Annotated in this window: 9 protein-coding genes; 7 read left to right on the top strand and 2 right to left on the bottom strand. The window is 63.6% G+C overall.

Going from position 1 to position 13,661, the window contains the following annotated elements; genetic code table 11:
* Positions 1-34 precede the first annotated feature (34 nt).
* From AC1Q9F_RS24490 to AC1Q9F_RS24470, 5 genes are read left to right on the top strand one after another with little or no spacing between them, the layout of a single operon-like run.
* Positions 35-7,360, top strand: coding sequence for an Ig-like domain-containing protein (locus AC1Q9F_RS24490; RefSeq protein ID WP_492621073.1), 7,326 nt, complete (start codon positions 35-37; stop codon positions 7,358-7,360).
* A 48-nt stretch (positions 7,361-7,408) separates the two neighbouring features.
* Complete coding sequence (locus tag AC1Q9F_RS24485; protein WP_007957681.1) at positions 7,409-8,923, top strand: TolC family protein; 1,515 nt, start codon at positions 7,409-7,411, stop codon at positions 8,921-8,923.
* Positions 8,907-9,512, top strand: a complete 606-nt coding sequence (cysC, locus tag AC1Q9F_RS24480; RefSeq protein WP_207984632.1) for an adenylyl-sulfate kinase — start codon at positions 8,907-8,909, stop codon at positions 9,510-9,512. Before AC1Q9F_RS24485 ends, cysC begins: the two co-directional genes overlap by 17 nt.
* Complete coding sequence (locus AC1Q9F_RS24475; RefSeq protein WP_492621074.1) at positions 9,509-10,294, top strand: aspartyl/asparaginyl beta-hydroxylase domain-containing protein; 786 nt, start codon at positions 9,509-9,511, stop codon at positions 10,292-10,294. Before cysC ends, AC1Q9F_RS24475 begins: the two co-directional genes overlap by 4 nt.
* Positions 10,282-11,256 (top strand): sulfotransferase family protein, encoded by a 975-nt coding sequence (locus AC1Q9F_RS24470; RefSeq protein WP_492621075.1) that lies wholly within the window; start codon positions 10,282-10,284, stop codon positions 11,254-11,256. The genes AC1Q9F_RS24475 and AC1Q9F_RS24470 overlap by 13 nt, the downstream gene beginning before the upstream one ends.
* Here AC1Q9F_RS24470 and AC1Q9F_RS24465 read toward each other — a convergent pair.
* Positions 11,222-11,980: a slipin family protein gene (locus AC1Q9F_RS24465; RefSeq protein WP_007957673.1), complete on the bottom strand. Its 759-nt coding sequence runs from the start codon at positions 11,978-11,980 to the stop codon at positions 11,222-11,224. The genes AC1Q9F_RS24470 and AC1Q9F_RS24465 overlap by 35 nt on opposite strands.
* A gap of 2 nt (positions 11,981-11,982) precedes the next feature.
* Positions 11,983-12,510 carry an NfeD family protein gene (locus AC1Q9F_RS24460; protein ID WP_179693074.1) on the bottom strand — a complete coding sequence of 176 codons (528 nt, stop codon included), beginning with the start codon at positions 12,508-12,510 and terminating at the stop codon, positions 11,983-11,985.
* Between the two features lie 196 nt (positions 12,511-12,706).
* On the opposite strand from AC1Q9F_RS24460, the gene AC1Q9F_RS24455 reads away from it, so the two are divergent.
* Positions 12,707-13,168, top strand: coding sequence for an aminoacyl-tRNA deacylase (locus AC1Q9F_RS24455; protein WP_492621076.1), 462 nt, complete (start codon positions 12,707-12,709; stop codon positions 13,166-13,168).
* 129 nt (positions 13,169-13,297) lie between these two features.
* Complete coding sequence (locus AC1Q9F_RS24450) at positions 13,298-13,543, top strand: DUF2789 domain-containing protein (RefSeq protein ID WP_492621077.1); 246 nt, start codon at positions 13,298-13,300, stop codon at positions 13,541-13,543.
* The last annotated feature ends 118 nt before the right edge of the window (positions 13,544-13,661 follow it).

Genomic DNA, 13,661 nt, shown 5'->3' with positions numbered 1-13,661 from the left:
CGTCAACAACTGTGTTCGAGTCCGGGTGAGCAACATGTGGTGGAGCAAGCAGAAGTCGCGGGTTACCGAAGGCCAACGGACGCTGGCGGCGCCCATGATCATGTCGCTGGAACCGCGCATGCTGTTCGACGGCGCCGTCGCGGCCACCGTGGCCGACACCGCCGCCCAGGCTGACAGCCATGCCACCGCCGATGCCGCGAAAGCGCCGGCCGCCGATCACCCGAGCGCCAGCAAGGACACCCACGGCCAGGCCGACGCCATGCCCGCTGCCAGCCCGGTCGCGGTGCCGGGGCAGAGCGTGGTGTTCGTCGATTCCCGGGTCAAGGATGCCGACAGCCTGGTCAAAGGCGTGGCTCCCGGCACGCAAGTGGTCAAGCTCGATGCGGGCAAGGACGGCTTGCAGCAGATCGCCGATTACCTCGACCAGCATCAGGGCGTGAGCTCGGTGCAGATCATCGCCCACGGCAACGCCGGCGATCTGTGGCTCGGCGACAGTTACCTGTCGGCCGACAACGTCGCCCAGCGCAGCGCGATCCTGGCGGAAATCGGCAAGGACATGAACGCAGGTGGCGACATCCTGATCTACGGCTGCTACACCGCCGAAGGCGATCGTGGCCTGAGCTTTGTCGACTCGCTGGCGCAATTGACCGGCCGCGATGTGGCCGCGTCGAACAACCGCACCGGCGTGGGCGGCGACTGGGATCTGGAGATCGCCACCGGCAACATCGAAAGCGCCAACGTGCTGTCGACCCAGGCGATGAGCGAATACCAGTGGGGTCTGGCCACCTGGACCGCCACCAATAATGCCAACACCGGGGTCGGCTCGCTGCGCGCAGCGCTGGCGTCGGCGCAGAACGGCGACATCGTGACCTTCAGCAGCGGTATGACGGTGCAGCTCACCTCGGAATTGCTGATCAACAAGAACATCACGGTCGATGGTGACCTGAACAACGACGGTGTCGCCGACGTCACGCTCGATGGCCAATACCGGACCCGAGTAGTGGAAATCACCTCCGGCAGCACGGTGACCCTCGATGGTCTGGTCATCACCCGGGGCCTGGTCTCGGGCAACGGTGGCAATGGCGGCTACGGCGCGACCGGCGCCATGGGCGGCGGGATTTTCAACGCCGGCATCCTGACCCTGAACAACGTTTCGGTCACCGGCAACGCGGCGGCTGGCGGTGGCGGCGGCGGTGGTGTCACCGGTGCGTTTTATGGCGGTGGCGGCGGCGGTGGCGGTGGTCTTGGCGGTCAGAGCGGCGGTCATGGCGGCACGGCCGGGCCAGGCACCGGTACGCTGGGCGGCCAGGCCGGCAGCGGCGGTGTCGGCGGTTACGGCGGTGGCTACGACGCGACGCACATGGGTGGCCGCGGCGGCTCTACCACCGGCGGCGCCGGCGGTGTAGGCGTGTCCTATTACAGCAACGGCGGCAATGGCGGCACGGCCAGCAACGGCACCATTTCCATTGGCGGCGGTGGTGGCGGGTCCGGCTGGGACAAGGTTGGCGGCGTCGGCGGCAATGCGGCCGGCGGCATTTACAACGCTTCCACCGGCACGCTGAAAATCGTCGGCACCTCGGTCATCAGCAACAACATCGGTGCGGGTGGCGGTGGTGGTGGCGGCAGCGGCCAGGGCAGCAACAACCTGAACGGCGGCGACGGTGGACGGGGTGTCGGCGCGATCTGGAACCAGGGCGGTACGGTACTGATCACCGCTGCCAACTTCAGCGCCATCAGCGGCAACGCGGCCGGCAGCGGTTCCGGCGGCGCAGAACTGGGCGGTGGCGTGACGGGCTCTGTACCGCTGGCCTTCGCGGCGATCTACAACAACGGCGGTACGCTCAACACTGCTTATGTTGAGCCACCGACCGCGACCATCGTGATGGCCGACACCGCGCTGAAAATCGGTGAAACCTCGCTGGTGACCATCACCTTCAGCCGGGCGGTCACCGGCTTCACCAACGCCGACCTGACGATTGCCAACGGCACGCTGACATCGGTCAGCAGCAGCGACGGTGGCCTGACCTGGACCGCGACTTTCACGCCGACCAACAACATTACCGACAGCACCAACCTGATCACCCTCGACAACACCGGGGTGACCGCCATCAGCGACGGCGTGGCGGGCGTCGGCACGACCAGCTCGGTCAATTACGCGATCGACACCGCACGGCCGACCGTGACTATCGTGATGTCCGACACGGCGTTGAAGATCGGCGATACCTCGCTGGTGACCTTTACTTTCAGCGAGGCGGTGACCGGCTTCACCAACGCCGACCTGACCATCGCCAACGGCACGCTGAGCGCCGTGAGCAGCAGCGACGGCGGCATCACCTGGACCGGAACGTTTACCCCGACGGCCAGCATCACTGACACCACCAACCTGATCTCCCTGGACAAGACCGGTATCGCCGACCTGGCGGGCAACGCCGGCAGCGGCACCACCGATTCAGCCAATTATGTGATCGATACCGTGCGGCCGACGGCGACCATTGTTGTGGCCGACACCAGTCTGGCAGTGGGCGAAACCTCGCTGGTGACCATCACCTTCAGCGAAGCGGTCAGCGGTTTCACCACCGCCGACATGACAGTGGCCAACGGCACCCTGACCGGCCTGAGCAGCAGCGACGGCGGCATCACCTGGACCGCCACGCTGACGCCGACCACCAACATTACCGACACCACCAACCTGGTCACTCTGGATAACACAGGGGTCGTCGATCTCGCCGGCAACGCCGGCAGTGGCACCACCAATTCCAACAATTACGCGATCGACACCGCGCGTCCGACCGCGACCATCGTGGTGGCGGACAACGCCCTGAAAATTGGTGAAACCTCGCTGGTGACCATCACCTTCAGCGAAGCGATCACCGGTTTCACCAACGCCGACCTGACGATTGCCAACGGCACGTTGACGGCGGTCAGCAGCAGCGATGGCGGCATTACCTGGACAGCAACGTTCACGCCGACCGTTAGCATCACCGACGCGACCAACCTGATCACGCTGAACAACACCGGCATCGTCGACCTGAACGGTAACGCCGGCAGCGGCACCACAGACTCCAACAACTACGCCATCGATACCGTGCGCCCGACCGCGACCATCGTGGTGGCCGACAACAACCTGCGGATCGGTGAAACCTCGCTGGTGACCATCACTTTCAGTGAAGCGGTCAGCGGTTTCACCAACGCCGACCTGACTATCGCCAACGGCACATTGAGCGCGGTCAGCAGCAGTGACGGCGGCATCACCTGGACCGCGACGTTCACCCCGAGCGCCAGCATCACCGATACCACCAACCTGATTACCCTGGACAACACCGGCATCGTCGACCTGTCGGGCAACGCCGGCAGCGGCACCACCGATTCCAACAATTATGCGATCGATACGGTGCGGCCAACCGCGACCATTGTGGTGGCCGACAGCAACCTCACTGCCGGTGAAACCTCACTGGTGACCATCACCTTTAGTGAAGCGGTCAGCGGCTTCACCAACGCCGACCTGATCATCGCCAACGGCACGTTGACGGCGGTAAGCAGCAGCGACGGCGGCATCACCTGGACGGCAACGTTCACGCCGAACCTGGGCGTCAACGACGCGACCAACCTGATTGTCCTGAACAACGCCGGCATCGCCGACCTGGCGGGCAACGCCGGCAGCGGCACGACCAACTCCAACAACTACACCATCGATACCGTGGTGCCGACCGCGACCATCATCATTGCCGACAACGCACTGAAAATCGGCGAAACCTCGCTGGTGACCATTACCTTCAGCGAGGCGGTGACCGGTTTCACCAACGCCGACCTGACGATTGCCAACGGCACGCTCAGCGCGGTCAGCAGCAGCGACGGCGGGATCACCTGGACGGCGACCTTCACACCGACCACCAACATCACCGATGCCACCAACCTGATCACGCTGGACAACTCCGGCATCCAGAACCTGTCGGGCAACGCCGGCAGCGGCACCACCGATTCGAACAATTATTCGATCGACACGGTACGTCCGACCGCCACCATCGTGGTCGCCGACACCGCGCTCGGCGTCGGCCAGACCAGCCTGGTGACCATCACCTTCAGCGAAGCGGTGACCGGTTTCACCAATGCCGATCTGATCATTGCCAACGGTACGCTGAGCGCGGTCAGCAGCAGCGACGGCGGCATCACCTGGACGGCGACGTTCACACCGGCGGCGGGCATCACCGACACCACCAACCTGATCACCCTGGATAACACCGGGATCGCCGATCTGGCGGGCAATGCCGGCAGTGGCACCACCGATTCCAACAACTACGCGGTCGACAGTCAGCGTCCGACGGCCACCATCGTGCTCTCCGACAGCAGCCTCAGTGCCGGCGAAACCTCGCTGGTGACCATCACCTTCAGCGAGGCGGTGACCGGTTTCACCAACGCCGACCTGAGCGTCGCCAACGGCACCCTGAGCAATGTCTCGTCGAGTGACGGCGGCATCACCTGGACGGCAACGTTCACGCCGAACGTGGGCGTCAACGATGCGACCAACCTGATTGTTCTGAACAACACCGGCATCGCCGATCTGGCCGGCAACAGCGGTACCGGCACCACCAGTTCGCCGAACTACACCATCGACACCGTGCTGCCGACCGCGACCATCATCGTGGCCGACCCCAGTCTGAAAATCGGCGAAACCTCGCTGGTGACCATCACCTTCAGCGAAGCAGTGACCGGTTTCACCAACGCCGACCTGACGATTGCCAACGGCACGCTCAGCGCGGTGAGCAGCAGCGACGGCGGCATTACCTGGACGGCGACCTTCACGCCAACCACCAATATCACCGACGCCACCAACCTGATCACATTGGACAACTCCGGCGTGCAGAATCTGTCGGGCAACGCTGGCAGCGGCACCACCGATTCCAACAACTACTCGATCGACACCCAGCGTCCGACGGCCACCATCGTGGTCACCGACACAGCCTTGGGCGTCGGTCAGACTACATTGGTGACCATTACCTTCAGCGAAGCGGTGACCGGTTTCACCAACGCTGACCTGACCATCGCCAACGGTACATTGAGCGCGGTGAGCAGCAGCGACGGCGGAATCACCTGGACAGCGACGTTCACGCCGGCGGCGGGCATCACCGATACCACCAACCTGATCACCCTGGACAACACCGGCATCTCGGATCTGGCGGGCAACGCCGGCAGTGGCACCACCGATTCCAACAACTATGCGGTCGACAGTCAGCGTCCGACGGCAACCATCGTCATGACCGACAGCGACCTGCGGCCCGGCGAAACCGCGCAGGTGACCATCACCTTCAGCGAGGCGGTCACCGGTTTCGACAATTCCGATTTGAGCGTCGCCAATGGCACCCTGAGCAATGTCTCATCGAGCGACGGCGGCATCACCTGGACGGCCACCTTCACGCCGAACATCGGTGTCACCGACCTGACCAACCTGATCGTCCTGAACAACACCGGCATCACCGACCTGGCCGGCAACACCGGCACCGGCACCACCAGTTCGGCCAACTATCAGGTGCAAACCCAGGTGCCGACCGCCACCATCGTGGTGGCCGACACTTCGCTGAAGGCCGGGGAAACCTCGCTGGTGACCATCACCTTCAACGAAGCGGTCAGCGGTTTCGACAACAGCGACCTGACCATCGCCAACGGCACGCTGAGCAACGTCAGCAGTAGCGACGGCGGCATCACCTGGACCGCCACGTTCACGCCGACCAACAACATCACCGACAGCAGCAACCTGATCACCCTGAACAACGCCGGAGTGGCCAACCTGTCGGGCAACAGTGGCGTTGGCACCACCGATTCCAACAACTTCGCGATAGATACCGCGCTGCCGACCGCCACCATCGTGGTCGCGGACAATCGGCTGGGCATCGGTGAAACCACCACGGTGACCATCACCTTCAGCGAGGCGGTGAGCGGGTTCGACCTGTCCGATATCAGCGTCGCCAACGGTTCGCTGTCGAACCTGACCAGCAGCGATGGCGGCGTGACCTGGACCGCGACCTTCACCCCGACAGCCAACGTCAACGACCCGACCAACCTGATTCTGATCGACACCGCCGGTGTCCAGGATCTGGCCGGCAACCTCGGGGCGAGCATCGCCATCTCCAACAACTACATCCTCGATGCGACCCGGCCGACGGTGAACATCGTGGTCGCCAATCCGCATCTGGGCATCGGCCAGAGCACCACGGTGACCTTCACGTTCAGCGAGGCGGTGAGCAATTTCGACTTGTCGGACCTGAGCGTGACCAACGGTGACCTGAGCAACCTGACCAGCAGCGACGGCGGCAAGACCTGGACCGCGACCTTCACGCCGACCGCGAATGTCACCGACCCGAGCAACTTCATTGCGCTGGACACCAGCAACGTCACCGACCTGGCGGGAAACACCGGCAGCACGGTGGCGGTGTCGAACAACTACGCCCTCGACAGCGAACGGCCGACCGCCACGGTGGTGATCGCCAATCCGAACCTGCGCGTCGGCCAGACCTCGCAGGTGACCATCACCTTCAATGAAGCGGTGAGCGGTTTGGACCTGTCGGACCTCAGCGTGGCCAACGGCACCTTGTCCAACCTGAGCAGCAGCGACGGTGGCAAGACCTGGACCGCGACCCTGACGCCGAACGCCAACGTCAACAGCACCAACAATGCGATCAGCATCAACACGGCCGGGGTCAGCGACCAGTCGGGCAACAGTGGCAGCGGCGTCAGCAGCTCCGGCAATTACGTGATCAACACGGTGCCGGTGGTGGTGCCTGTGCCTCCGACGCCTCCTGTGACACCGCCTTCTCCGCTGATCGTGGTGACGCCGGATCCGGAATTCCGCAGCAGCGATCCGGTCGCGCCGCCACCGGCGCCGAACGTTCCGCTGCAACCGATCGTCTTCACGCCGCCCACCGGCGACCTCGGTTCACCGCTGACCTTCGCACCGTTGTTCGAGCAACGGGTGATCGGCGACGGCATCCGTCCGCTGGGCGACATTTTCATCAACCGCGGTGCGCTGAGCCCGAGCTTCATTGCCCAGGTCTTCAGCAGCAGCGACAACCTGGGTGACGGCTCCGGTCATGGTTTCCTCGGTTTTGGCGGCGGCGATGGCGGGGTGTTCGGCAGCAGCACGCTGTCGGGCCTGTTCAATCAGGACAGCAGCGCCGAGCGCGATTCGCTGAACGCCTTCGGCAGCCAGTCGATCAAGGGCGGCGATATTTCCCAGGGCCTGCGCGGTGTGTTCGGCGCGCCGACCCTGGGGCAGCAACTGCAACAGATCAAGGACAGCGAGCAGCACCGGGTCGACAACCTGGCGGCAGCTCTGCAACAGGTCGGCATCAGCGAAATGCCGGCCTGACAACACACAACAACTCACATATGTGCGGGACCTAGGGGCGATCCAGGGATGAAGAAAAGTCAGAAGTTGTTCGGCGCCAGCCTGCTGGCGCTGGCGATCAGCGGATGTGCAGTGACCAGTGAACCGATCGAACGCAGTGTCAGTGAGCAACGGGCCCGGGCCGACCTGCAAAGCATGTACAAGGGCCAGGAACCGCTGAGCGGTCCGCTGACCCTGCACCAGGCCATGGCTCGCGCGGTGAAATACAACCTGGAAGGCCGCTTGAAAATCATGGAGGAAGCGCTGGCCAAGCGGCAGCTCGACCTCGCCAGTTTCGACATGCTGCCGCGCATGGCGCTGGACGCCGGTTACGTCGGGCGTAACAACGTCAGCGCCTCAAGCAGCCAGAGCGTGCGCACCGGCACCCAGTCCCTGGAACCGTCGACCTCCCAGGACCGCGACCGTGACGTCGCCGACCTGACCATGGTCTGGAACGTCCTCGATTTCGGCGTCAGCTACATCAGCGCCAAGCAGCAGGGCGACCAGCGCCTGATCGTTCAGGAACGCCGGCGCAAGGTGATCAACACCATCGTTCAGGACGTGCGCTCGGCCTATTGGCGGGCGATGGCCGCCGAACGTCTGCTCAAGCAGATCGACAGCCTGATGGCGCGAGTCGACACCGCCCGCCGCAACAGCGAAAGCATGAGCGAACAGCGGATTGGCGATCCGGTGCAGTCCCTCGGCTACCAGCGTTCGCTGATCGAAGCGACCCGGCAACTGGAAGAACAACGCCGCGCGTTGTCGCTGGCAAAAACCGAACTGGCGACCCTGATCAACTTGCCGCTGGGCACCAACCTGACCCTGGCCACCGATGACGGTTATCAGATCCCGGAACTCAAGGTCGATCTGAGCAAACTCGAACAGGAAGCCCTGACCAGCCGTCCGGAACTGCGCGAGCAGGATTACCAGACCCGGATCAGCGCCGCCGAAACCCGCAAGGCCATGCTGCGTCTGCTGCCGGGCCTGGAGTTCTCCGCCGGCGGGCATTACGACAGCAACTCGTTCCTGGTCGAGCAGGGCTGGGCCGACTACGGCGTGAAGGTCACCTGGAACCTGTTCAACGTGATCTCCGCCCCGGCGGCCATCGACGTGGCCAAGGCCGGTGAAGAAGTCGCTGCTGCACGCCGTCAGGCGATGTCGATTGCGGTGCTGGCGCAGCTCTACGTGGCCAACGCCAACTATCAGGAGGCGCTGCGCCAATTCAAGACCAATCAGCAACTGTCGGACATCGACGGGCAAATCGTCGGTCAGTTGCGTAACCGTCGTCAGGCCGACGGCATTGGTGAGCTGGACCTGATTCAGGGCGAGCTCAACACCTTGCAGGCCGATTTGCGGCGCGACCTGTCCTATGCCGATTTGCGCAATGCTTACGGCCAGATCTTCGCCAGCGCCGGCCTCGATCCGCTGCCGGATCAGGTGCAGTCGACCGAAGTCCAGTCGATCGCCACCGCGCTGGCCAACCGCGAAGCGGCGTGGGCCTCGGGAAACATTTCGGTGCCGGTGGCCCATGCCTCTGCGCAGTGACGTATTGGCGCCGACCGCCAGCATCAGCCGTGTACAGCGCGAGGCCCGCAACGGCCATCGCGGCACGGCGATGCTGCTGACCGGTCTGCCGGCGGCGGGCAAGTCGACCCTTGCCCAGGCGTTGCATGCCGAGTTGTTCAGCCGCGGTCTGCAAAGCGTGGTGCTCGATGGCGACGGCTTGCGGATCGGGCTCAACCGCGACCTGGGTTTTACCGATGCCGACCGCCTGGAAAACATCCGCCGCGCCAGTGAGCTGGCGGCGTTGCTGGTGGAGAACGGGCAGATCGTGATTCTGGCGATGATCGCGCCGTTGGCGGAGCTGCGAGAGGTGTTTGCCCGCCGTTTGGGCGAGGACTATCGCGAGGTCTGGTGCAGCGCCGCGCTGGCGGTGTGCGAGCAGCGCGATCCGAAAGGACATTATGCTCGGGCCCGACGCGGCGAGCTGGCCGGGTTCACCGGCGTGTCGGCGCCTTACGAGGCACCGGCCCAGGCTTCGCTGGTGCTCGACACCGGCACGCTGACGGTCGAAGCCTGTCTGGACCGGTTGCTGACCTGGCTCGGCGAAACCGCGGTGTTGCCCAAGGCATGAGCCGGCCGGCGTTCTCGCGGTTGCCGGTGACGGTGGACCTGCCGTTGCTGTTGCAGGCGCTGGCGGCGATTGATGACGCTGCCTGGCGCGGTCATTTCAACACCGCTTATTTCGCCGGCGACTGGAGCGGCGTGGCGCTGATTTCCGCCGCCGACGCGCTAACCGAACTGTCCCCCGGCAGTGCCGAACCCGTACGACGCGCCCCTTGGCTGAATGACCATCGCTGGCAGCAGGCCCTGCGGGATCTGCCGCTGGAAATCGTCAGTGCGCGGCTGTTGCGACTTGGGCCGGGCGGACAGATTCATGAGCATCGAGACTACGATCTAGAGGGCCCGGACGCCGATTTGCGCCTGCACATTCCGCTGCTCAGTCCGCCCGCCGTGGACTTCTGGCTCGATGGCCAGAGGATGCCGATGACGGCGGGAGAATGCTGGTTTCTCGACCTCGCCCGGCCGCATCGGGTCGACAATCGCGACCGCACGGCACGGGTTCATCTGGTGCTCGATTGCCGCCCCGCGCCCTGGCTGGAGCAGATGATTGTTGACGGTTTGCCGAGCACTCCGCTGCCTGATGGCGCGGAGACGGCGCTGCAGCGTTTTCAACGGTTGCTGGGCACGGATCCGCTGCTCTGCACGACGTTGCAGGCATTGCACGACCCCGAAACCTTCATCGATCAGACTCTGGCATTGGCCGTTGAACGCGGTCTGCATTTTTCCCGTGAAGAACTGCTGGCGGCGATGCGTAACAGTCGCCGGTCATGGAACGAACAATGGCGCCTGTGAATTTCGACGGCTGGTTGCCAATCCGCATCTGGAAAACCGCCGGACAATGGCAGGTCGACTGGTGCTGGTTTGGCGACACGCCGCTGCATCAGCCGTTCTTTCGTGAGGCCGTCGAAGACGCGTTGCGTCTGCCGTTCAATCAGGCGTTCCGCCAGCAAACACCCTTGTCGGCGCTCATGGATTGGCAAGCGCTCAGTCCGGGGCTGCCGCCGAGCGCCTTCATCCTGCACGCCTCGCGTTGCGGTTCGACGCTGATCAGCCAGATGCTCGCCCGGCTCGACGATCATATCGTGGTCTCGGAGCCGCCGCCCCTTGATGCCTTGCTGCGTAGCGATCTGCCGGACGAAGAACGCCGCGCGGCCATCGCCGGATTGCTCTCGGCGTACGGTCAGCGGCGGCGTGGTACGGAGCAGCGATTGGTGATCAAGCTCGACGCCTGGAACATCGGCGAGTGGCCGTTGCTGCACGAATGTTTTCCCGATACGCCGTGGCTGTTTGTCTACCGCGATCCGCTGGAAATTGCCGTCTCGCACCTGCGCCGCCCTGGTATGCACATGGTGCCGGGCGCGCTCGGCGATTGTGTGCTGGACGATGATTTGCCGTTCGAGGGCCGCGAGGATTTCATCGCCCGTCGGCTGGGGCGCCTGCTGGCGGCGGGGTGGGTGCATTGCCGTGATTCTGCCGGGCTGGTGCTGAACTACAGCGAATTGCCCGATGCGATTAGCGGGCGGCTGGCGCGGTTTTTCAAGCTGAGCGCCGCGCAGTGTGAACAGGCGCTGGCAGCGACGGCGCAGCACGCGAAACAGCCGTCACAACCCTTTGTCGTCGATGGCGAACACAAACGTCGCGAGGCGTCGGCGCTGTTGCAGGCACGGATCGAACATTGCGCCCGTGCGCCCTATGCCGCGTTGGAACGACTGCGCGCGCTCACGATTTCGCCGACAGATCCGCCATCCCCTTGAGCAGTTCGATCGGTAACGGAAAGACGATGGTGGAGCTCTTGTCGCCGGCAATCGAACTCAAGGTCTGCATGTAGCGCAGCTGCATGGCGCCGGGCTGGCGGCCGAGCATTTCGGCGGCCTGCATGAGTTTTTCCGAGGCTTGCAATTCACCTTCGGCGTGGATCACCTTGGCTCGCCGTTCCCGCTCGGCTTCGGCCTGTTTGGCGATGGCGCGCACCATCGACTCGTTGAGGTCGACGTGCTTGATTTCGACGTTGGCGACCTTGATCCCCCAGGCGTCAGTCTGGGCGTCGAGCACTTGCTGGATGTCAATGTTCAGGCGTTCGCGCTCGGCCAGCAGTTCGTCCAGCTCATGTTTGCCGAGCACCGCGCGCAGGGTGGTCTGGGCCAGTTGGCTGGTGGCCATGAGGAAATCTTCGACCTGGATGATCGCTTTCTGCGGGTCGAGCACGCGGAAGTACAGCACCGCGTTGACCTTCACCGACACGTTGTCGCGGGTGATCACGTCTTGCGGCGGCACATCGAGGACGATGGTGCGCAGGTCGACCCGGACCATTTGCTGCACCACCGGGATCAGCAGGATCAGCCCCGGCCCCTTGACCTGCCAGAAGCGTCCGAGCTGGAACACCACGCCGCGTTCGTATTCGCGCAGGATGCGGAACGTCGAGCCGGCCAGGGCGATCAGCAACAGCAGCAGCGCGACAAAACCGATTTGCAGACCCATGATCACTCTCCGAGCGGTGCCGCGTCAGTCGCGGCCACTTGCAGCAACAGGCCCTTGCGCCCGACCACGCGCACCGGTTGCCCGGTGTGCAGCGGTGTGGCGCTCAGCACCTGCCAGCGTTCTCCCTGTAATTGCACCCAGCCGTTGCGGCTGTCTTCCGGTTGCACCACCGTCACCGCCGTGACACTGCCGAGCAGGCCGGCATCTCCGCTGACCGGTTGGCGCGGTCGGGTTTTCAGGGCTCGGATCAGCAGCGCGATCAGCAACAGGGCGCTGACCAGCCCGAGGCCGATCATCATCGGTACCGGCAGTTCAGCGTTGCTCAGGATCAGCGCGCCGATCACGAACATGACGATGCCGCCCAGGCCGATCACCCCGTAGTTGGGCAGCGCGGCTTCGGCGATCAGAAATGTGATGCCCAGAGTAATCAGCCACAGACCGACCGGGCTGACGGCGGTAAACGGACCGTCCGCCGCAACCACCGATCCACTCAGCAGCAATAGGGCAAGCGCACAGCAACGAATGTTCACGTGACCCTCCGCGAGAGTCAGGGCTTGTTCTTACAGTCTAGTTGAGGCTGCGGCTGGATGATTTTTAACCAGTTTGCCTGCCCCGTCAGTGGGCGGATTTCCCGGTGTTCGTGGCTCGCCGGACTAGACTTTCAAGGACAGCCACAGCGTTTCATTACCGTCCGCCGCGCCGCGTCGGCGGGCACCGAGGTGCATCATGCGTATGGCCAAGAAAGTGCAGAGCAGCCTCAACCGGGCGCAATGCGAATATGACATCGTCACCCACCCGCACTCGTCCAGCAGCCTGGAAACGGCGCGGGTCTCCGGGATTGCCGCAGAACGGGTGGCCAAATCGGTGATCCTGGACGACCGTCACGGGCACTACCTGATGGCGGTGCTGCCCGCCAGCTGCCACCTGGACTTGAGCAAAGTGCGCAGCAGCGGCGAATGGCAGATCACCCGCGAAAGCAATCTGGCGCACATTTTCGACGACTGTGAGCGCGGTGCCGTGCCGCCGCTGGGCGATTCCTACGGCCTGGACATGGTCATCGACCCGCTGCTGACCCGGCAGAAAGACATCTACCTGGAAGCCGGCAACCACAACTACCTGCTGCACATGAGCATGCCTGAGTTCCTGAAAATGGTGCCGCATGCGCAGGTGCGGGAGTTGAGTCAGTAGCTTTTTTAGCGTCTGCGCCGGCGCCAATCGCGAGCAAGCTCGCTCCCACAGGTTCTGCGCTCAACCTGTGGGAGCGAGCTTGCTCGCGAAAAATCTTTCATACCCTATAAATCTCGCAGGAGTTCCGACATGGAAAACCCGACCCACAACCTCCCATCCCTGTTCAAACAACTCGGCCTGGACAACGACCCGGTCAGCATCGACCAGTTCATCGCCACCCATTCCCCGCTCAAACCCGAACTGCACCTGTGCGACGCGTTTTTCTGGACCAAGAGCCAGGCGGATTTCCTGCGGGACGAGATTCTCGATGATGCGGATTGGGCGGAGGTGGTGGATCAGCTGGATGTGATGTTGAGGAAGGGGCGGGGAATGTAAAAAAAATGATCGAAAAGACCGAAATGTAAAAAAACTTGTGGGTTGTAAAAAAACCAGAGCAAAAGTCAGGGTGAGATAAATTTTCTGAATTCACCTTCGGACATGAATTTGTTTCAAA

It is taken from the genome of Pseudomonas sp. GW823-FHT04A03 (assembly GCF_058796615.1).
Note: the sequence above shows the minus strand (reverse complement) of the source record. Positions and strands in the feature narration are given on the sequence as shown.